Origin of the sequence: Nocardia sp. NBC_00403 (genome assembly GCF_036046055.1) — a bacterium.
Lineage (GTDB): Bacteria > Actinomycetota > Actinomycetes > Mycobacteriales > Mycobacteriaceae > Nocardia.
The window spans coordinates 1,288,548-1,309,560 of the sequence record NZ_CP107939.1 but is presented as its reverse complement, the minus strand read 5'-3'; the positions used below and the strand labels follow the sequence as shown (position 1 = coordinate 1,309,560).

Sequence of the window (21,013 nt, the reverse complement as noted above, 5' to 3'; positions counted from 1 at the left end):
TCAAAATTCAAGTAAGACAACAGGTTACGCACACATTGGCGCCCCGTCGCCAGTTCCCATTGATGGAAGATCACTCTTTCGTTCGCAGACCCTGGCGGCTATGCTCGTCCGCGAGATTCGAAACTGCCTGGTGGCCTGCATATTCACCGAAGGCTCCCGCAGGCAGGAGGTATCGGGGGAATTACGGCATCTCCCCCTTGGTGAACGCGAGTGCGGAAGTACGGAACTTGTCAGAGCTATTGAATCCGCCGGATGGCGAGCTGCAGGAACATGCCGTGCCTGGTCTTCACATGCCCTATCTAGCGCTGCTGACCTCCGGTGTCACGAGCGCGGTTGTTGTGGTGATAGCGGTGGTCAGCGCACCGGCCGAATTCCGTATTACGCTTGCCGCGGGCGCGATTGTGGTCTCGATTATTCTGTGCGCCAGTATCACCGGGGCCGCGCACTACCGCGGTGAGGCCGCGCGTGCCCACGGTGCGGCCGAACGAGCCCGCCGGGCTACTGCGGCGACCGTCGCCGAGGCAGCAGCCACGGCGGCGGCCGAAATCGCTGCCGCGAACGAACGTGCGGCGGGCTGTGAACAGGCATCGAAGACCAGCGAGAATCGCCGCGCCGCCGCCATGTCCGCCTTCGCGGGCGCCGCGGGCCGCATGCAGGCGATGACCACCAGCATGCTCGCCGAGCTGCGGGAGATGGAGCATCGCCACGCTGATCCGCGAGTGCTTGCCGACCTGCTGCACCTCGATCACCGCACCGCACAGGCAGGCAGGCTCGCCGACAGCATCGCCGTACTCAGCGGTGCCAGGTCCGGACGTAGATGGGCCAAACCGATTGCCATGGAATCGATCCTGCGTGGCGCGATGGGCCGAGTCGCCGGATATCAGCGCGTCCGACTGCGCGCCATCACCGACATCGCCATCGTGGGCCACGCGGCCGAAGGCGTGATGCACACCTTGGCGGAACTGCTCGACAACGCGTGCAATTTCTCCCCGCCGACCACCGAAGTCCATGTCTACGCCGCCGAGGTCCCCGCCGGTGTCGTGCTGACCATCGAGGACAGCGGACTGGTTATGAGCGAATCGGCGCTGCGCCGTGCCCAGCAGGCCGTCTCGGTTTCGGGCCCCAACGCGCGCGGTAGTCGAGCGGGCTCGGACCTGTCTTCCCTCTCCGGTACTCGGCTCGGCCTCGCCGTTGTCGGTCACCTCGCGCGCAAGCACGGACTGACCGTGTCCTACCGGCCCTCGGCCATCGGTGGCACCGCGGTGGTCATGGTGGTGCCGCGCGATCTCATCGCGCGTGTCGAACGAATACCGGAGTCGATCACCACGATCACACTGCCCACCCCCGCGCCGGCCGCGGTGCCGACTCCCGTTATCGAACCCGAGCCGGCCCCGACCGAAGCGGCGCTGCCGAAGCGGCAAAGAGGCAGCGCACTGGCCGCGGCTCATCCCAATGGCCTGTCCACACCCGACGCCGCCACCTACACCGCGGCGACCCCGCCCGCATCGACGCCTTCGGCGTTGGGCGCTTTCCAGCGTGCGCTGGCCGGTCGTGAGACCGATACCGCCGCATCACCGTCCCCTTCCGTTGCTGTGGAGAACGATCAATGACAACGTCTTTGCCGACACAGCTTGGCTGGCTGTTGGAACAACTGCTGTCCAAGACCCCGCGCACCCGACATGCCCTGCTGCTGTCCGGCGACGGCCTGAAGATCTGCCACACACCCGAACTCGGCGTCGACAGCGCCGATCAGCTCGCCGCCATCGCCGCGGGTATCCAGAGCCTTTCGCACGGAGCTTCCGTCGAATTCGGTGACGGCCGTGGCGGTGTGCGCCAGTCGATGACCGAGTTCTACGGCGGGATCCTGTTCGTCGTCGAGGCCGGTATGGGCGCGCATATCGCCGTCGTCGCCGCCGAAGACGCGGACGCGGGCCTGGTCGGCCACAACATGCGGGAGCTCGTGGAACAACTCGGGCACTACCTCGCCGCCGCACCGCGCGTCGGGGGAGAGAGCGTGTCTTGAGCTGGAGCGGCCGCGACGACGATCCGGATCGGCTCTACACACTGACCGGCGGACGGAGCACACCGGATTCCGACAGCTTCGATCTGGTCGCCCTCGTGGTCAGCGAGTGCGATCCGTCGCCCGGCATGCAGTCCGAACACGTGGCGATCCTCGGCATGTGCCAGGCTCCCACCGCCGTCGTCGAAATCGCGGCGGAGCTACGGCTGCCGGTCGGCATCACAACGGTCCTGCTCTCGGACCTGCTGCACGCAGGCAAGATCACCGTGCGTCATCCCCAGCCGGGCCCCACAGTTCCTGGTGCGCCGTGGAATTCGCTGCCCGACGCCACCACCCTCGAGAAGGTGCTCGTTGGACTCCGTAAACTTTGATCTCCGGCCCGCACGGGCCGACGCACCGCTGAACAGCAGCACCCGCCAGGGACTCAAGATCGTCATCGTCGGCGGCTTCGGCGTCGGCAAGACCACCCTGGTCCGCTCGGTCAGCGAGATTCGGCCGCTCGACACCGAGGCGACAATGACCAACGCGGGTGTGGGAATCGACGATCCCACTGGCGCGCCGGGCAAATCGACGACGACGGTCGCCTTCGACTTCGGGCGAATCACCATCGACGACGAGAACGTCCTCTACCTCTTCGGAGCCCCTGGCCAGGAACGGTTCTGGTTCCTGTGGGACCGATTGTTCACCGGTGCGCTCGGCGCGATCGTGCTCGTCGATCAGCGCAGGATCGCCGATTCGTGGTACGCCATCGACCGGCTCGAACACCAGCGGACACCATTCATCGTGGCATGCAACAACTTCGGCGGTCCGTCGGATCGGGGCGCAGCCGTGCGCGAAGCCCTCGATCTCGACCCACAGGTACCGCTCATCGAATGCGACGCCAGGTCACGCGAATCCAGCAAGCAGGTGCTGATCACCCTGGTCGAGTACCTGTATACCGAACCCGACCGGCCCACTCTCCTCACCGCCTCGGAGCCCGCATCATGACCACGCCAAGTGCCACGTCGGGCAATACCCAGCAGTGCCCGGTCGCCCACGCAGTTCCCTTGAGCGGTCCCGGTTTCCAGATCGACCCGAACCATCTCTATCGCGAGATGCGCCGCGAGCACGGGCCGGTGGTCGCCGTCGAACTGCCCGGCGGATTTCCGGCCTGGCTTGTCATCGGCTATCGCGAGTTGCATCAGGTCACCAGTGATCCGGAGTTGTTCCCCCGCGATGTCGGTCTGTGGAATCAGTGGCCGAACATCCCGGAGGATTGGCCACTGCTCCCGATGGTCGGGCGGCCGATGCCGTCGATCTACTTCACCGCGGGCGCGGAGCACCTGCGGCACGTCGCGATGGTGGAACCCGCGCTGGAAGCGGTCGACCCCTTCGAATTGCGGCGCACCTGTGAGGATTTGGCCGATCAGCTGATCGACGTATTCTGCGGACGAGGCGCGGCCGATCTGGTCGCCGACTTCGCCGAGCCGCTTCCGGTGCTGGCGATCGCGCGAATCGTCGGCTTCCCCGATGCGGACGGGCCGCAGCTGGCCTGGCTGATGAAGACGATGGCCGACGGCGGCGCCGACGCGCAGACGGCCTACCTGCATCTCCTCGAACGCATACAACACCTGGTCGCCGTGAAGAAGGCGCGACCCGGCGACGATCTGGTGTCGCGGATGCTTGCGCACCCGACCCCGTTCACCGATCAGGAATACGCGATGGACCTGATGGCCATCACGGCGGCGGGACACCTGACAACCGCGGACTGGCTCGCGAGCTCGGTGCGACTGATGCTCACCGACGACCGGTTCGCCGCGGCACTCGGCGGCGGGCGGCACAGCGCGGGCCAGGCGATGAACGAGGTGCTGTGGGAAGAAACGCCGACTCAGATCCTCGCAGGTCGCTGGGCGGCTCGTGACACCAGACTCGGCGACAAAGTCATCAGGGCGGGCGACATGCTGCTGCTCGGACTCGCCGCCGCCAATGCCGATCCCCATGTCCGCCAACATCTCAGCGCGAGCGGCGAACCAGCCCATACCGGCAACAGCGCGCACTTCGCGTTCAGCTACGGCGAGTACCGCTGCCCGTTCCCAGCCCAGCAGATCGCCGAAATCATCGCGCGGACCGGCATCGAGGTCTTCCTCGACCGGCTGCCCGATATCGATCTCGCGGTGCCCGCGAAAAGCCTGGTCCGACGCCCGTCGGTGTTCATGCGCGGCATGGTGTCGCTGCCCGTCCGTTTCACACCCGTTCGCGCTGTCGGAGGTCATCAGTGAGCCAAGAATGTCCGCATGCCGGGCCCATCGCCATCGACCCCATGGTCACCGACCTCGCCGGGGAAACAACCCGACTACGCGCTGCGGGACCGGTCACCCGCATCGAACTGCTCGGCGTGCCCGCCTGGACCATCACCGAACACGCACTCGCCAAACAACTCCTCACCGACCCCCGACTGATCAAAGACATCAACGCCTGGTCGCTGTGGACATCCGGTGTCGTGACCAGGCAGTGGCCACTGATCGGCATGATCGACGTCGGCCGTTCGATGTTCACCGTGGACGGTGCCGAGCATCGACGGCTGCGGATCAAAACCACCCAGGCACTCACGCCACGCCGACTCGACACCCTGCGTCCCGTCATCGAACAACTAACCGCCGAACTCTTGGATGAGCTCGCTACCGCCGGGCAAGACAACACTGTCGTCGATCTCAAACCCGCCTTCGCCTACCCCCTGCCCATGCGCGTCATCAGCGAACTCATGGGCGTCGACCGCACCGACCACCCCATGCTGCTGACCTGGTACAAAGCATTCTTCTCCGTCCTGACCCCCCAGGACCAACGCCTCCAAGTCATCGACGACCTCGACACCTACTTCACCGACCTAGTCCGCAAGAAGACCGCCGACCCCACCGACGACCTCACCACCGCACTGATCCACGCCGACGACGACAGTGAACCCCTCACCGAAGAAGAAGTCGTCGGCAACCTCAAAGCCTTGGTCGCCGCCGGACACGAAACCACCGTCGGCCTCATCCTCAACACCGTGCGCGCACTACTGGCACAACCCGACCAGTTGAACCGTGTCCGAAACGGCGAATACGAATGGAAAACCGCCGTCGAGGAAACCCTGCGCTGGGACAGCCCCGTCACCCACCTGCTCATGCGCTTCGCCACCACCGACATCACCATCGGCGACACCACCATCGAAAAAGGCGACGGCGTCGTCATGTCCTACCGCGCGATCGGCAGAGACATCGCCCTCCACGGCCCCGACGCCGACGCCTTCGACCTCACCCGCCCCACCGCCAACCGACACATCGCATTCGGCTATGGCCCCCACATCTGCCCGGGCGCCGCCCTCGGCCGCCTCGAGGCAACCATCGCCGTCCCAGCTCTTTTCCAACGATTCCCCGACCTGCACCTCGCCATCCCCGACATCGACCTCCGCAACCTCCCGATTCTCACCCAGAACGACCTGGCCGCATTCCCGATCCACCTGGGCAACTAGACACTTTCCCAACAATGGGACGAGTGTGAATTAGCAATAGCGATCATTGGAGGACAATCTCCTTCTCGGGTTCCACCGAACCAGGTTTGAAGGGTTGCCGAGCATGGGCGAATCGTTGCGGGTCGATTCAGACCTGCTTCGAGCGCTGGCCCCAGAGCTCGCCGAACTCGCCGACATGGCATACAAAGAGCTGACGCAGCTGAAAGCCACGCTCGCGGCGGAAGGCCAGTGCTGGGGCAACGACGAACCCGGCCGGACCTTCGGCGAAAGCTATGAGCCGGACGCCGAACAAGGGTTGGCCGGCTACTCGAACCTGATCGACAACCTGCGTCGGACCAGTGCGGGTGTCGCGGACGCCGCCGATGCCTTCCACAGCGAAGACCAGTACATCGGCAACCAACTCCGTGATCTCGACCCCGTCGACGTCCACCCTGCGTGGCACGATCCCATCCCGGTGTTCGACCAGCCCGCCTGGCCCGGCTCCGACCTGTCCCCAGAATCTCTGCCCCCCAACGGTACTACGCCGAATAATGAGCTCGGCACCGGTGCCCGTGACCCCGATGCCGCTCCCCCTCGATCACAACAGCCGCAGTACCAATCGAACGGCGATCCGGACTCGCCTTATCAATCGCGCTATCCCGACTATGGTCCGAACACCGGCACCGGTATGCCCGACGGACCGCCGATAGACCGCCCGCCCGGCACCAATGCCTCTCCGACGGCACTGAACTCCGCGTCTCCCGGCGCAGCGGTCCCCCGATCCGGAACGCCCGAGCGCCAGGCAATCGCCGGGAAACCGTCGGAAACCCCGTGGTCGGGGCCGTCATCGGATACACCGTGGCAACGCAAAGCGTCCGGTACGACACCGCCGCCTCCTGGTGCTGGTGTGTCGGTACCGCGAAACACGCCCGGTGGCGCACCTCCCGGCAGTGTCCCTCCCGGCAGTGTCCCTCCCGGCCGTGTTTCTCCGCCGCAACCCGCAAGACCCGCACCGGCCGCGGCACAGCCCAGGAAGCGGACGATGTCGCGTAGAGTCGCGAAAGCCCCTCGGGCCCGGCCTGTTCCTGCCCGAGCGAAGCAGGTCCAGACCGACCAGGCCGCCATGGAGGCAGCCCGCACGCTTGCCGCAAGGCACGGCCTGCGGATCGTCGGTTTCGAGACCGCCGGCATTGCGGAAAGCACGGTGCACGAGATTGCGGCGGCCATCGACGACATACTCGGGAAGTACCCGTTCCTGGCTCTCGGTGGGATCGAGATCACCGAACTCGGCGGCGACGCTGTGTCCTGTGTGAAATGGGACCGGACAGCCGGCTGGATCCTTCTCGATAGGGCGGTGGTGGCCAGCCCTACTCGGATTGCCGAAATAGTCTCTGCCGCAACCCGATCAGGCGCCTCGGTACCGGGATCCGAGGAACGGCCGATGTATTCGGTCATCGTCAACGACCTCGGCCGAATAATGGAGGCTGCCGCGGGTCCCGCCGCGCGGCAGCGGGCGCAGATGTCGTTGATCACCGAATATCGGCGCATCAGCGGGCCATGGGACCGAACCGACACGCTCGCGCAGATCCTTGCCGGCTACCGGAAATGGCGAGGGCAACTGAGCGGCCGCTGTTTCTCCCGCAATCAGTTCCAGGCCGGCGCGGCATTGGCCGAGGCGTTCACCGAGGTCGAGTTGCGCGATGACGGCGCATGCGGGCCTGCGAAAGTCCTGCACCACCTGGTCGTCGAGAACGCGCGAGGGCTTTCGGGCACCACGTGACAGCGCCACTACTACCCGGAATCCCGCCGGGTTTGCAGGACATGGTGTTCGGGCACATGCCGGAAGCGAAGATCGAAGGCATGCGGCGGGCCGCGGACGGCTGGTCGGACTCTGCCAATGGGCTTACGTTGGTTCTGGCTGAACTCGTGAAATCCCAAGAGCGCGCTTTGAAAGCGGCCTCCGATGGTGTCACCGCTGACGCGATACGGACGCAGTACCCAGAGCTCATCGACGACACACAGCGACTGATCGACCACAGCAACAGCATGGCGAAGCAGTTGTACGAAGGCGCCACAGCACTCGAGCTCGAGATCTACATGGTGCGCGGCATCGCCATGGTACTCGCTGCGCAGCTCGCGATTGATTTGCTGATGGGCCCTGCGGGTCTCGCGAAGGCGGCCACCGATCGCGCCGTTGGCGAGACGGCGATGAAGGTCGCCTGGCGGGAGCTGCTCATGCAACTGCGGCTGTTGATGGCGAGGTTTGCGGCGCAACGGCCGCTACTGGCCATAGTCATTCGTAGTGCGGTTATCGGCGGGGTGAGCATGGCTGGGGTCCGCGCTGTCGCGGAAGGTATCCAGGTCTTGCATGGGGACCGAAAGGCGGTGGACTGGAAGGCGGTCGGGATAGCGGGCGCGGCCGGCTTCGCCGGCGGTGCGGCGGGTGCAGTGGTCGGCGCTTACGTCGCGCCCGCGGTGGGCCGCCTCGGGGCGAACGCGGTATCGCAGACAGGGCAAAAGGCTTGGCTTCTCGGGTCGGTGCTCACAGCCGCCGTCTTTGCTGGTGGATTCGGTGGATTGATAGGCGGGCTGACCGCGGAGGCCCTGACCCTCGGGAAAATCGAGGGCAGGAACCTGGCCGACATGATCCTGATGGGAGTCGGCGGCGGCTTGCTCGGTGGTGTCGGCGCGGCCGTCCGAGGCATACGGGCCGGTGGGTACTCCGGTGCATCGGTCGCGCGGAATGGTCGCGGCCCAGCGCCGGTGAACCTCGTATCGCGCGCCGAACCCATCCCCCTCCGTACGGAGCAACCGCGGACCGGATCTGTGGATGGCCACCTGGCTCGACCGGACAACCTCACCACTCCGGAGATGGTGGCGTTGGGACGGGAGCTGTCCGACAACGTCGCCCGCGACCTCGATCTCACAACGATGGAGCCGGGATCGGCGCGCGATAGGGCTGCCGAATTCCTCGACAGCCACGGCAGGCCCGCCGATGAGGGCAAGCCGAAGTTCGATCTCGACAACTTGCGAATCCCCACCGCCGACGAGCTCCAGCGCATGGCCCATGCCGAAGCCTTGGGGCAGCCCCGACCGCACAATCCTGAAGCGGGTTCGGCGCCGCCATCGAAAGGCACTGGCCAGCAGCCGGGTTCAGCGCGAGACCCGGTTCCGACACCGCCGACGCAGCACCCTCCGCCGGGGACACCGCGCTCGCCGCTCGGGCACGGCCCCATCCATCCCGCGGTGGTGACGGCGCGCGGCGGCAACGCTGTCGGCACCGTCTTTGCGCCCGAGCGCGTCGTGATCAGACAGAGCGGTCCGACCGGGCCCACCTATGCCGTCGAGCCGGGCGTCGCACGTACCGGCCCCGACATGCGTGTGGAGGCCCCTGCGAGTCAACGAGATGCGCCGCTCGCGTCGACGCACACGACAGAGCCCGGCGTGCGCGTCGACGAAGGAAAGGTGGTGGCCGGTCCCGAGGAAGCCGGCGGTGTAGCAACAGCCGACGAGGTCCGAGCACCGGTCAGCGAAGAGGCTCCGGTAGCCGAATCGACTGGCTTGCTGGATGATTCGCCGTCGCAGAGCGGGCAGGACGCCACCGGGGCTCCACCCGACGGTACGCACGGAGAGTCACCGCTCATGCACGATGGCGACAGCGAGTTCGTGCCCGCGCACGTAGTGGACGACGGCATGCGGAACTGTGCTCCGGAGGCCGGGTCATACGTCAAAGCCCAAACCAAGAACGACGCCATCGATCTATCGGTGATCGGCGATCGACCTGCCGGAGCAAAGGGGGTCAGCGGTGACCAGGTCGCGCGAGGATTGCGCGGGGATTGGCTGACCTACGCATCACCGAGGGCGTTGGTCGAGCACGCTCAACGCATCAAGGGGACGATTTTTGCGGGCGTGCAGTTCAAAGATGCGGGTGCGCACGCGTTCGGGGTGGGCAAGAACGCGCAGGGGCGGGTCGAGGTACACGAGCAGGTCGGCAACGTGGTCCGCCGCATGTCCGGCGACCAGGTCGAGGAATGGACAGTCGACGCGCAGGGGCAACGGGTCGGCGAGATACGCACACGTGAGGTGAAAGATGCTGTCGGGCAATTCCTCGACGAACTCACGCCGCTGGTCGAGAGCACGCACGGTGTCGGCTTCGGTGCCGACAACAAGGCGGAAGTGCCGCTCGAGCCCGGGCAAGCGCCGACAGGGCGTGGTCCACGCGATGAGATGGGGCACCGACCGACCGGCGGAGCCGACGTTCTCGAGCGACCGGCGACTGCGACCGATCACAACGACCCTGTTCGCGTGGAGCTGGAGTTCCTCCAGTCCAAGTCCGCATTCGATGAAGCGCTGGCCCAGATCCTCGGCGAGGGAGTATCGGAGGCCGCACCATCCGTGCCGCCTCCGCCGCTCGACGCGACCAGCCCAGCCGCACCCACGCCGGACCTGGTTTCAGAGCAGGCACCCCCACCGACCTCGCCCTCTCGGCCACAGGGCGACGACCTGGCACCACAGTCTCATCCACAGCTAACCGCTCCCGACGCGCCATCGCAACGCCCTGTCGTCGAGACGAGCAATCCCGCCGCACACACCGCAACGCCGAGAACCGCTCCGAGTACCCCGTCGCCGATACCGCCACACCCGACCCCGGAAGCGCACGTCCCTGCTGCGTCCCCGAAAGCGGCCTCCGACCACACATCGGCACCTGCCACCGCAGAAACGAACAGCCCCACGGCACCTGCTGTCACACCGAGACCTACCGGCGACCACACACCATCGGTACCACCGAAACCAATTCCCGACCAAGCACTATCGACACCCGACGATCACGCGTCCAACGCAAAAATTCCTGGACCACAAGCGAACCCGAACAGACCGGTCTCCAACCCTGAGCCGCAGGCCGCACCGCAACCCGCCACACAGGTAGACACGCCGAAAGCAGCTCCGACAGCCTCGCAATTCTCTACCGAAGTCTCGAATCACATCGCCGCTCAATCGATCATGCCCGGTGCAAATTCCGACGTACGGCCGTTGACGACGGTGCGGGTACCTCCCGGAATCACCGACCCGACACCCGGCCCATCGAACACTCTCGGTGCCATGGTGGCCCGCCAAGGTTCCGACGACGAATATCCCGAAGTACCCGAGGAGTTCCCCGAAACATCGACCACTATCCCGGATATCCGGCCCACCTTCGTACCCGACCCGAACGATCGCGAATTTCCGGATCTTCCCTCGGAAAGTCCGGAAGACGTCCCGATTCCGAAATCGGACATACCGACACCGGGCCTTCCACACACCCCTGAAATGGACCGCCCCGATAACGGCACCGCCATACCGCGCCTGCCCGCCCTGTCCCCGACGCCGCTGACGGACACGCCGACCGCCCCACGATCCCCGACCCCCGCCGAGCACGTAGGCCCCAATAGCCCCGTCTCGCCGTGGACCGGGAAGCCACCACCCGAATTCACCGCTCCGGCGCACTCACCCGAACCGCCGCTACCCCGCTTGCCCGCCGTCCCAGCATTCAGTCCAACTCCTGACGAAACGCACCCGAAGGAAAACCTCGGCGCGCCAGCCGATCCGAAGATCCTTCCCGTCTTCGACCCTGACGATCTCGACTACAACCCTGAATCGAACGGCATCCCGCACATCGAGTCACCACCGAGCCGACAACGCATTGAGCAGGACTCGCGGCCGGTAGCACCCCGTCGTCCGGTCCCATGGACGAAGGTGACCATGGGCGGCGACTCCCATGCCGAAGGCGGCGAACCGCAGCAGAAGCCGGTCACGCCGACACGGGCAGTCGCCGAAAACTCCACGCCGGCACCGGACCCCGCACCACCCGAGAACGCCGCGGAACCGGTTTCAGGATCCACGGCGCCATCCCCACCACCCACGCCCACCCCTGCCGATCTCGCCGAGTTCCTTGCCGCCAAACGCGAACACGAGCGCGCCGCGAGCGCTGCGGCCGACCTCGACCGACCGATACCGGATGAGGAGTTGGGCTGGCGGCAGCTGCGAATGGGGATCGAGCTCGAGCTCGGCGTGCGGGCCTACAACTTGAAATCGACCCGAGCAGCGGCTATCGCGGTGCTGGACAGGATAGAGGCGCTGTTGTACATCTTGCATCCCGACGCGACCATCGAGGAGATCCAAGACGCCTTCTACGCAGTAAACGATAAGACCGAGACCGGCCGGGTGCCCCGTTCGGTATCGCTGGACACTCTGCGACGCAGCGGCAATCTACGTGAGCTGGTGTTGGCAGGAATCAACGCCATGTACCAGAGCTCGGCGACAAACCCCTCCGTGTCGACAACGCTGGACCAAGGTTTGGCAAGACTGCTGAACCAGACAGGCTGGGAGGAGATCGCAGAAAGCCTGGGGCTCAATGTCACCGCGCTGAGCGCGATAAAAGCGCGGGTCGCCGCGGAGGCGGAGCTGGCAGGCCAGCCGGTACCGGACATCGAGGCAGGAGATCTCCGACTTGCCCGCTTCCTGGTGGAGGAGGGTGCCCTAGCCGCCGAGTTCCGCCGAAGCGAAGCCGCACGCAAGCGTCGCTCTACCGATGACACCGACAACATGGCCCGGCGCAGAAGCCTCAATCTGCATGAGTACAAGTTGTTCAAGCCGTTGTCGGACGACGAAATGAAGGTGTTCGAGGGCGAGTTACGCCTGCTGCGCAAAGAGATACTGGATCCTGGCTTCCCCCTCCCCCGAGACCCCGAGACCGGCTTGGTGGATGCCGCCGCACTGGAGGCGACGCTTCGGGCCAACGACAGCACAGTGGCTTACGTTGTGCCGCAATACCGCTATGGCACGCGCGAGCACCTGCGCGATGATGCGGGATACGCCGTCGTCGAGCGCGTGGTTGTGCACTTCGATGAAGGCCTGATCGATCCCGAAACAGCGATGTCGGTCGACCCCAGGCAAAAAGTCGTAGAGCTGACCACGATCCAAGGCGTGGCGGTGTGGGAATTCGACAAGAGCAGCGAGTGGTTCCTCGACGTCGCCGTCGAGCGAAAAATCGGAGCGGGAGCAGGGGTTTCAGGCACCAATTTGCGGGCGACGGCACATGGCGACATTCTCGGGCTACCCGAGCATTTGCGACACCTGTACGCCCTCGCGGTGTTCGCATACGTGGTCCCGGAACACCACAGCGTGTACGAGGCAGTGCAGGGCATCCGCCTCGGCGGCTACCAGCTGGTCGACGAGGCCGACTTCCCCAGCCTGGGCGGCCGCGATCTGGCCGCGCTGTACCGAGCTCTCGACAGGCTCATCACCGCCGCGGAGCGGGCAGAAGGAGCGGAGCCGATCGACTTCACCTCGCCGCCCGTTGCGGACTCGATCCGCCCGGCGAAGACGTATTATCCGACGGGGGACGCCATTACGGATACCCATGGTGGGCGCGGGTCCCGTGGCGATCATATTACGCAAATCGATAGACGGTCCTCCACCAAGAATTCGTTTCTGTCCGAGGGCGCGATGACCTACTTCACACCACCTGACAGTGTTCCGGGCATCGGATCGAAACGTCAACCGTTCGCCCCGAATACGAACACCGACCCGACATCGCAGCCGCAGGCGCGGACCGACGATGCCCAGAGCGGGCAGGCCCCGATCGTCGTCGATCCGACGACAGCGGCCGCCGATCTCCACGCAGCGGCTGCGAAGGTAGCGGCATTTATCGGGGTGCACCCGGAACTGCTCGTCGAGAGGCCGGAGGCGCTGCTCAACGGAGTCGATCGCCTCCAGGATGCGGTGAGCGTCATGGACGAGCAGCAATTGCGCTCGGTCGCAGGCCAAGACCGTCGTTTGCTGCAGCTGCTGCCGCTGATCGGGCTAGGAGCAACCTGGTCGACCCAGATGGCGGAGGTGCTGACACAGATGACCCTTCCTGAGGATTTCTGGCAATTGCACGAGAGGAGCAATCGCCTGAACGCGGCAGTGACCTCAGTGCTCGAGCTATCGGAGCCCGCCCCACCGGGGGCTGCCATGCCGACCGACGATCTCCTGTTCGGTGTTCGACGACTTGCCGCGCAGGCGAACTCGGTCCCCGAGCTCGCAGAGTTCGTCGAGGCCGCCTCACGATTCGTTGACCTGGCCTTCAGTGGTGCGAATGTCGCATCACGTCCCGGTCGACCAGGCGTGCTGGAAATGTCTTCGGAGGCCGTCCGCCTACTGGCGGCACAAGCCTGGAGCAAGGCGCCACCGCTGACCCGACCCGACAGCGCCTATCGCCGCAGCATTTTGTTGGAGATCCAGCATTGGTGGCGCTACCTGAGTCCGGCCGAACAAGAGACGGTGACGCAGGCGCATCCGGAGGCTTTCGACAAGTGAGTGACTTTTCCCAGCAAGTCGGACCGGATGACACCGTGCGGCATGTACAGCTTTTCGAACCCGGTCCAGCCGAGAACACCTTGGCAGTTGTCTCCCGGCGACGGGCTGGCGCACTGGAGACCGAGTTGCGCGGCAGTGCCTGGATCGACAGCGACGAACGAAGGGCATGGGGGCGCTGGGCGGCGGCGCACGCCGAGAGACAGTTCGAGCCGACCGTCCCAGCCGGGACAAGCCGTTGCGGCGCCGCGAGGAGCAGACCATGACAGACAAGATGAGCGGGCTGACCGCTGAACACCCGCTTGCCCGAGAATTGGCGGCACAGGGACCGGTGGGCTGGCAACGAGCGGACGTGGTTTTCGTGGTCACGGTGGCGGGCGAGATCGCGGGTGTCGTGTATTCCGATGGTGAGCAAGCGGTTCCGATGAATCCGTCGGAGGTGGCGCTCGCTCTCGTCCGAGAGATGAGAGCCGCCTCTGCGCGGTCCGGTGCGGGACCGTGGTGGCGAATGCTGTTGATGTTGAGCAGTTCCGGGGCATTGGAGGTCGAGTACGACTACGGTGCGGAGCCGTTCCCTGCGGGACAGCTGTTCGCTCCGGAGGTGTACCGCGCTGACCTGGAGGCGTATCCGCGAGACAGCGTGCCGGTGTGGCTGGCCGCGTATATCGGACACGGCGACCGGCAGGTGCGCACCCCGCAAGCTGCGGCGGCACAAGCGCGCACCGATCGGCTCGAGCACGTGTGGGCGGTGCTGGCGGAGAACGAGTTTCCGCCGTTCCCGGTGATGTGGGTGCGGTGGGCGACGATCGCGGCGGCGTTCGTCGCGACCAAATCGGATTGGGGTCCACGGATGCTGCCATGGACGGGCGTATTCGAGGGTTCCGCGCGGGGCGGGTCGACGTTGTACGCGCTGCCCGCCGGACGGGCGGTGCTGTCGGGTGGGGTGTGGAATGCACCCACTTTGGACGCAACGTACAACGGCGGTGCGCCGATGCCGAAACTCTATGCGGGTGCGCCGGATTGGGTGGCCGACTCAGTGCTGGATCCGCGGGCGGCATCGGGATTGCTTTCGTTCTGCTACTGGTGGGACGGAGGACATTGGTACCGCGGGGAATCGCCGTCGGCGAAGGAGTCCGCCACAGCGGTGCCCGGCGTGTGGACCGCGGACACCGTGATCGGGATCGTCGCAACACTTGTCGACAGCAAGAGCGACGAAGTGCTCGACGCGATAGCGGGACTGCTGTCGGCCGCCGCGGCCGGCGCGGTAACTCGCGAGACTTTGATCACTGTGTTCGGCGACGACGGGCGCTTCGACATCGACGGTGCGCTCCATCAATATTCGCTCGCCGGGCTGGTGTCGACGGTACCCGAACAGATGCCTGCGCCGGAGGCGATCGCTCGGGTGCGCGACTACATCACCGGACGCGGGCTCGACACCGAAGGATATCCGTTGTCCCAGTTGGTCGCTCACCGATTCGAGGTCGGCTGGATGGTGTATGTACCAGTGGCCTCGGACGAGATCGCGATCGGCAGGGCGATCTTCTACATCGGCGACGACGGGGTTCTCGAGCCTTCGTCGTCCTCGATCGCTCCGGCGGTGTACATGGCCGATTTCACACAGCGATTCTCCGAACGCCATGGTTCAGTAACTCGAACCGGGTGAGACTCGAGGAGAGTGGCTACCGATGGATCAATGGGAGCGCGATGGATTGCGCTCGACCAACTCCGGAATACGCAACCAGGTCGAACGCATCCTGGACACGTTCACCGGACAGCAAGCCCAGCTGGCCGCGGCCTACGAGCAGCTGGCCGCCGTGCGGGCGTCGGCGAGCTCGGCCGACGGTTTGGTGACCGTCACCGTCGATGGCGCGGGTGTCCTCACCGATGTGCGGTTTGCGCAGCAGGCATTTCGCAGCACCCCCGAGACCCTCGGCCGATCCGTGACCGAGGCGGCTCAGGAGGCGGCGCGGCTGGCGAACAAACAGAACGAGGCGATCACCGCCCCCATCGCCGCGGGCGCCGACGCGATGCCCGATCTACCCGACCTGCTGCCGGGTGCGCCCAGCCTCCGAGATCTCCGCGGACCTTCGCGGCGCGACGAGAATGACCTCGGCGGGTCGGTCGTAAGAGCGGATGACGGGATTTGAACCCGCGACCCTCACCTTGGCAAGGTGATGCGCTACCACTGCGCTACATCCGCATGCACCGTCTGCGCGATCCGAATCCGGCCGCGCATGTCGTGCGACGCTGAACTGTAGTAGGTGCAGACCGGATTTCGGAAATCCGGTGGTAAAAGATGCTCAGTCGGCACAGCCATCGCTCCACAGGCGCGAGCAGTGTGGGGCCGTGGCGACCCGCGATCGGCCTCGGCTGGAACAGCCGGCTCCGGGCCTACAGACGTGGTCCTGTGCACCGAACCCGACTACGTCACCCGCGATGAGGGCTGCCGCGACTAGCGAGATCCCTGAGCGACCGGGTTCACCACCGCACTGAACGCTGTCGCGTGGTCGGTGGCCCATTCGGCGTACGTACGTGGGGCGCGACCGAGGACCTGATGGACGTCGTCGGTGAGAACGGCGTTGCCACCTGCGCGGACGTAGGCCTGGCCGGCGAGGGCGCCATCGGCGAATTCCGCGGACATGCCCGCGGCAAGCATGTGTTCGCGGGCGGTGTCTTCGGGGATGTCGATGGACTCCACCGGGTGGCCGAGGACGGCGGCCAGCACGGCGGCCTGGTCCGGACCGGTGAGTAGGTCGGGGCCGGTGAGGGTGTAGATGCGGCCCGAGTGGCCGGGTGCGATCAGCGCCTCGGCGGCCACCGCCGCCACATCGCGTGGGTCGATGACGCCCTGGCTGCCCGGACCGGTCAGGTTGGGCACGGGCTGACCGGAGCGGATCGCCTGGGTCCAGCTCAGGGTGTTCGAGGCAAAAGAGCTCGGGCGGAGGATGGTCCATTCGAGGCCGCTTTCGCGCGCGGCGTTCTCACCGGGAATGTGCCAGGTACCGACTCGTCCGAGTTCAGGTTCGCCGGTGCCGATGGCCGACAGTTTCACGATCCTGCGGACGCCGGCCGCCTTGGCGGTGGCAACCAATGCCCGGTCGGTTTCGGCGTCGTCCGGTCCGAGCACACCAACGATGAAAACGGCGTCCGCACCCGACATGGCCGCGGCCATCGACGCGGTATCGGTGTAGTCGCCACGCACCACCTCGACTTCGGCGGGCAGCCGCGCTCGTCGCGGGTCTCGCGTCACGGCACGAACCTGCTCGCCGCGCGCCGCGAGTTGACGAACGATTTCGCTGCCGATGGTTCCGGTGGCACCGGTAATAAGAATCATGATGGCCAGCCTGCCGCCGCCGCCGCGCGGTCGATAGGAAATTTCGGCACACCTGGACGGCCTCGAACTGCCTACAGTTGATCAGGTGACCACCACGTATCCGGCGCACACGCTGACCGATGAGCTCATCGAGACCACGGTGGCAGCGCCCGAACCCTTGCGGCCGTGGATCACCGAGCTCGGACACATCCCGACCGTCGCCGACGTCTCGCTGCCCTTCACACATATTCCGCAGGTCGCGACGACCATTGTGCTGCGTGCCGAGGCGGCAGGCCACCGCGAGGCGATGGTCATCGGCCCGCAAACCAGGGCGACCTACTCCAAGGCCGAGAAGCCGGCCGGATGCGTGCGCCTTCGCCTCGAACCGGGAGCCACCCGTCAGTTGCTGGGCGTACCGGCCACCGACCTTGCGAACCGGGTGTTCCGGCTCGCCGACTTTCCCGGTGTCGCAGCCGATCTGGCCGACGAGCTGACGCGCCTTGCTCCCGAGGAGGTGCTGCCTTTCCTGGAAGACATCCTCCCCCGACACATCTCCGAAGCCCCGACCGAGCGCGCCCACCGGACCCTGCTGCGCACCGCCGTCACCGCCATGTCCACCGCCGCACCGACCCCGGTCCACGAACTGGCCACCGACCTGGCCGTGAGCGAACGCCAACTCCGCAACCTCTTCACCGCCGGTGTCGGCATCTCTCCCAAGCACTACGCCCGCATCGGCCGAATCCGCCACATCCTCGCCCACGCAGCCCAACCGGCCACCACCACCGGCTACTACGACCAGTCGAGGGTCAAGATTTCACCGACTTCATTGGCCCGGGTCGCGGCCGAAAACGGCTACTACGATCAATCCCATATGTCGGCGGACTTCAAAGCTCTGATGGGTGTACCGCCGACCAGGTTCTTCCGGGGGGACCTTCCCGCACCTGCACCGTGCCGCCAGATTTCAGGCCTGGCCAGACCAGCATGAACCCCGGCGCAGGTTTCCGCTGTCAACACCAGGGTTCGTAGTCGTGGTGCTTCGGTCGTCGTTGCTGTCGTCATCGGCGTTCAGTGCTTCTTTCCAGTTGTCGCCGGCATAGCCAACGGCTCCTGGTCCTGCTACCGGCCCCATCATCGGTCACCTCCTGTCAGCCTCGTTGCTGCTAGAGGTTCATCCGCCATTCGCCGTGAGCACACAAAGCCCACCGAGCTGTAGTTATTCTCTGGCGATACCGTGGTGACATCGCACACCCAGACTAGCTCATCAGGTGTCGCACCGCCGAAATGCCCTGTGCCTGAGGCGATTACAGCCTCCGCACCAGCCGGACACGACGAGCACGACGCGATCGAGAATAATGACGCACGAACTTCTGGCGGATCGCTGACTTCAGCAATCAATCAACAACCAGGAGCTCACTCACATCTCGAGCGTCATACGCCGGAACCGGCGTTCTCGAACACGTTCTCAGAGGAGTTCCCCATGGACTCGATGACCCGCCGCCGGATCTCCACCGGCCCGGTCACCGCGCCCGCCTGCCCAATGCGTACAGCAACGGCGGCGAAAGCAGCCACTTCCGGGCGTGCATCACGTCCACAAGAGCTGACCTTGTCGACAACGGTCCTACGTCGACTAGCAATGCCATCATGCTGCTGAGCGACGCCGGTGGCGTGGATGTGGGTCCTGCCGCCGCATTCGGCCGGTCGGCCGCGCAGCCCGGCACGAAGGTCTGCGACCTCGGCGTCTCGCTGTCGAGACCCATCCGCATACAGACGGCGGCTGTGGTCCACAACTTCACAACCTGTCGCACAGCACGAACCCGGAGCCACTGGTGTCGCACGCCGCAGCCCAGTACGCCGCGTTAGCCAATCGGTTGTCCACGTACCTCCAGAAGTACGTTCAGGAAGTCCGCGCCGAGGCGGGACACCTGATCGATTCCGCGGTACGGGAAAAGCCGCGGCAACTGCTGGAGGGCGATGCGGCGGGGGCCGAGCCCATTCGGGCCGCCATGCGAGCCGAGAATGGGACTGCCCGCAATAGCGTAGCCGTGCCGGATGCGGATACCGGCGCAGGTGCGTGGGCGCCGCAATTGCCCGAAGGGAAGCACCCGATCTTTCCCGATCAACAGAAGATTGCAGAGATCGTGCGCGGCGCTCGCGCGCAGAGCGGAAACTTCGGCGTCGGCCGAGCCAGCCGAGCCGAAGCGGATGCTGCCGGTCTGGCTTGGGTTGGCGTCGATGCGCGGAAACTGCCGTATGGCGACACCCACCGGTTGATTAGCAAGGATGGGTTGTTGCACTATCGTCCGCCCCAGCAGAAGCCGTCCGGCCGGGGAGTGCAAGCAAACTACGAGTGGCGGTCCGATCCCAACCGGCACTGGGAAGGCAATGCGCACCTGGATATCGAGGAGCTGTGATGAAAGCCGAACTCAAAGGAATCTACAGCCCGGACGCCGATCTCACCGACGGCAGTGCCGAGCTCTCAGTCGATACCCTGTTGGTGCAGTTGATGATCGGCCCGGAGAACGCACCGGGAGAAGAGTCGTTCGATGTCATCGTCTGCACGCCCGAGGGGCACGCGCGGGCCAGTGACTCGCGCGGTTCCGAGGCGAAGGAATACACACTGATCCTCGACCGTATTGATATCGCACTGGTTCGCCGATACGTCGATGACTTCCTTCGGGATCTCGAACGCCCCACTTGGGAAGAATTGGCCACGGAAATCAGCCGGATCGGCAAATGGGAATTCCAGGATTACCGCCGTGGTCCGGGCGAGAGCGGGTAGACGCCACCCGAGCGAGAACACCGCCACATAGCGCTGCGAGTCACAACCAGCCCCGGGCGGGGGGTCGGTTCATCACCGCACCGGCTACACGACTCTCTCGTAGACGTCTCAGGGCCCGCCGCGCTTCCTGCGCCGTCGGCGACGAGCGGCGCGTCCAAGGAAGGCGGTGGTCGACAACGCTCCGCCGCTCGGCCCTCGGCAGTGCCGTAGCTCCCCCTACTGAGAATCCTTCGCCGCCCGGCGGGCCGCCTTCTCCTCGGCTTCCGCGGCATCCATGGCGTCGGCTTCCTCCAGGGTGGGCGCGCTGCCACCGAGGCGGGCGGGAACCCAGTAGGCGCCCGGCTCGTGCGGGTAGTCGCGCTGAAGATCGAGCAGCATTTCCTGCATGGCGGCACGCAGCTGAGCGGTGAGGTCCGCCGCGGGCTCGTAGGGCTGGATCGGTGCGCCGACCGCGATGGAGATCGGAGTGTTGGTGCGGCCGAGGCGCTTCGGGAAGCCCTTGGTCCACACTCGGTGCGCACCCCAGATGACGATCGGGATGATCGGGACATCCGACTCGATCGCCATGCGCGCGGCGCCGGACTTGAAGTCCTTGATCTCGAAGCTGCGGCTGATGGTCGCCTCGGGATACACGCCGACCAGCTCGCCCTTGCGCAGGTACTCGACCGCGGCTTGGTAGGAATCGGCGCCCGCCGATCGGTCCACGGGAATGTGCTCGAGCGCCCGCATGATCGGCCCGGAGATGCTGTTGTCGAACACCTCTTTCTTGGCCATGAAGCGGATGTAGCGCTTAGGCGTGCGCACCGGAAGCCCGGCGTAGGTGAAGTCCATATATCCGGTGTGGTTGACCGCGATTACGGCACCACCCCGGGCAGGGATATTCTCCTCACCCTTGACGGTGAATTTCAGACCTTCGACGAAGAAGACGGTACGGGCCAGGCCGACGATCGTCCGGTAGACGGGTTCCACAATTCCGCTAGCGTAGTCGCAGACTGTCCCATCCGGCAGAGCGCCGCCGCGCGCGCTGTCTCGCGAGCGCCGAACCGGACCCGGAATTCGCCCGATAGGCCCGAGAGCAAAGACCTACGAAAGAGG

15 protein-coding genes and 1 tRNA gene are annotated in these 21,013 nt (G+C 65.7%); 13 read left to right on the top strand and 3 right to left on the bottom strand.

What is annotated here, in order from left to right; all coding sequences use genetic code 11:
- Positions 1–275 precede the first annotated feature (275 nt).
- The 10 genes from OHQ90_RS05585 to OHQ90_RS05540 all read left to right on the top strand — a co-directional run bounded on the left by OHQ90_RS05585 (position 276) and on the right by OHQ90_RS05540 (position 15,973).
- Positions 276–1,610, top strand: a complete 1,335-nt coding sequence (locus OHQ90_RS05585; RefSeq protein ID WP_328407960.1) for a sensor histidine kinase — start codon at positions 276–278, stop codon at positions 1,608–1,610.
- Positions 1,607–2,023 carry a roadblock/LC7 domain-containing protein gene (locus OHQ90_RS05580; RefSeq protein WP_328407958.1) on the top strand — a complete coding sequence of 139 codons (417 nt, stop codon included), beginning with the start codon at positions 1,607–1,609 and terminating at the stop codon, positions 2,021–2,023. Before OHQ90_RS05585 ends, OHQ90_RS05580 begins: the two co-directional genes overlap by 4 nt.
- On the top strand, positions 2,020–2,391 hold the full coding sequence (locus tag OHQ90_RS05575; protein WP_328407956.1) for a DUF742 domain-containing protein: 372 nt from the start codon (positions 2,020–2,022) through the stop codon (positions 2,389–2,391). The genes OHQ90_RS05580 and OHQ90_RS05575 overlap by 4 nt, the downstream gene beginning before the upstream one ends.
- Positions 2,372–3,007: a GTP-binding protein gene (locus OHQ90_RS05570; protein ID WP_442941324.1), complete on the top strand. Its 636-nt coding sequence runs from the start codon at positions 2,372–2,374 to the stop codon at positions 3,005–3,007. Before OHQ90_RS05575 ends, OHQ90_RS05570 begins: the two co-directional genes overlap by 20 nt.
- Positions 3,004–4,278: a cytochrome P450 gene (locus tag OHQ90_RS05565; RefSeq protein ID WP_328407955.1), complete on the top strand. Its 1,275-nt coding sequence runs from the start codon at positions 3,004–3,006 to the stop codon at positions 4,276–4,278. Before OHQ90_RS05570 ends, OHQ90_RS05565 begins: the two co-directional genes overlap by 4 nt.
- Entirely contained in the window at positions 4,275–5,510 is a 1,236-nt protein-coding gene (locus OHQ90_RS05560; protein WP_328407953.1) for a cytochrome P450 family protein, read from the top strand. The genes OHQ90_RS05565 and OHQ90_RS05560 overlap by 4 nt, the downstream gene beginning before the upstream one ends.
- 103 nt (positions 5,511–5,613) lie before the next feature.
- The gene (locus OHQ90_RS05555) at positions 5,614–7,269 is read left to right on the top strand and encodes a hypothetical protein (RefSeq protein WP_328407951.1); all 1,656 of its coding nucleotides are present in this window, start codon (positions 5,614–5,616) and stop codon (positions 7,267–7,269) included.
- Between the two features lie 56 nt (positions 7,270–7,325).
- Positions 7,326–13,829, top strand: coding sequence for a hypothetical protein (locus OHQ90_RS05550; protein ID WP_328407949.1), 6,504 nt, complete (start codon positions 7,326–7,328; stop codon positions 13,827–13,829).
- A 259-nt stretch (positions 13,830–14,088) separates the two neighbouring features.
- Positions 14,089–15,489 (top strand): hypothetical protein, encoded by a 1,401-nt coding sequence (locus tag OHQ90_RS05545; RefSeq protein WP_328407947.1) that lies wholly within the window; start codon positions 14,089–14,091, stop codon positions 15,487–15,489.
- 22 nt (positions 15,490–15,511) lie between these two features.
- Positions 15,512–15,973 carry a YbaB/EbfC family nucleoid-associated protein gene (locus OHQ90_RS05540; protein ID WP_328407945.1) on the top strand — a complete coding sequence of 154 codons (462 nt, stop codon included), beginning with the start codon at positions 15,512–15,514 and terminating at the stop codon, positions 15,971–15,973.
- On the opposite strand, the gene OHQ90_RS05535 is transcribed toward OHQ90_RS05540, so the two are convergent.
- Together OHQ90_RS05535 and OHQ90_RS05530 are read right to left on the bottom strand one after the other, a co-directional pair.
- Positions 15,955–16,026, bottom strand: a tRNA-Gly gene (locus OHQ90_RS05535). The two genes, OHQ90_RS05540 and OHQ90_RS05535, sit on opposite strands and share 19 nt — an antisense overlap.
- 252 nt (positions 16,027–16,278) lie before the next feature.
- Complete coding sequence (locus OHQ90_RS05530; RefSeq protein WP_328407943.1) at positions 16,279–17,160, bottom strand: NAD(P)H-binding protein; 882 nt, start codon at positions 17,158–17,160, stop codon at positions 16,279–16,281.
- Positions 17,161–17,245: 85 nt separating this feature from the next.
- Between OHQ90_RS05530 and OHQ90_RS05525 the strand changes: the two genes are divergently transcribed.
- The 3 genes from OHQ90_RS05525 (at position 17,246) to OHQ90_RS05515 (ending at position 19,918) form a co-directional block, all read left to right on the top strand.
- Positions 17,246–18,124, top strand: coding sequence for a helix-turn-helix domain-containing protein (locus OHQ90_RS05525; protein ID WP_328407941.1), 879 nt, complete (start codon positions 17,246–17,248; stop codon positions 18,122–18,124).
- 841 nt (positions 18,125–18,965) lie between these two features.
- Positions 18,966–19,550 (top strand): hypothetical protein, encoded by a 585-nt coding sequence (locus OHQ90_RS05520; RefSeq protein ID WP_328407939.1) that lies wholly within the window; start codon positions 18,966–18,968, stop codon positions 19,548–19,550.
- Positions 19,550–19,918 carry an Imm8 family immunity protein gene (locus OHQ90_RS05515; protein ID WP_328407937.1) on the top strand — a complete coding sequence of 123 codons (369 nt, stop codon included), beginning with the start codon at positions 19,550–19,552 and terminating at the stop codon, positions 19,916–19,918. Before OHQ90_RS05520 ends, OHQ90_RS05515 begins: the two co-directional genes overlap by 1 nt.
- Positions 19,919–20,134: 216 nt before the next feature.
- Here OHQ90_RS05515 and OHQ90_RS05510 read toward each other — a convergent pair whose 3' ends face one another.
- On the bottom strand, positions 20,135–20,887 hold the full coding sequence (locus tag OHQ90_RS05510; protein WP_328407935.1) for a lysophospholipid acyltransferase family protein: 753 nt from the start codon (positions 20,885–20,887) through the stop codon (positions 20,135–20,137).
- Between the last annotated feature and the right edge of the window lie 126 nt (positions 20,888–21,013).

What these genes read in the sequence shown, in the direction of transcription:
- OHQ90_RS05580 (WP_328407958.1), top strand. Translation starts at nt 1,607, where the DNA reads ATGACAACGTCTTTGCCGACACAGCTTGGCTGGCTGTTGGAACAACTG.
- OHQ90_RS05565 (WP_328407955.1), top strand. Translation starts at nt 3,004, where the DNA reads ATGACCACGCCAAGTGCCACGTCGGGCAATACCCAGCAGTGCCCGGTC.
- OHQ90_RS05555 (WP_328407951.1), top strand. Translation starts at nt 5,614, where the DNA reads ATGGGCGAATCGTTGCGGGTCGATTCAGACCTGCTTCGAGCGCTGGCC.
- OHQ90_RS05545 (WP_328407947.1), top strand. Translation starts at nt 14,089, where the DNA reads ATGACAGACAAGATGAGCGGGCTGACCGCTGAACACCCGCTTGCCCGA.
- OHQ90_RS05515 (WP_328407937.1), top strand. Translation starts at nt 19,550, where the DNA reads ATGAAAGCCGAACTCAAAGGAATCTACAGCCCGGACGCCGATCTCACC.
- OHQ90_RS05530 (WP_328407943.1), bottom strand. Translation starts at nt 17,160, where the DNA reads ATGATTCTTATTACCGGTGCCACCGGAACCATCGGCAGCGAAATCGTT.
- OHQ90_RS05550 (WP_328407949.1), top strand. Translation starts at nt 7,326, where the DNA reads ATGCCGGAAGCGAAGATCGAAGGCATGCGGCGGGCCGCGGACGGCTGG.
- OHQ90_RS05540 (WP_328407945.1), top strand. Translation starts at nt 15,512, where the DNA reads ATGGATCAATGGGAGCGCGATGGATTGCGCTCGACCAACTCCGGAATA.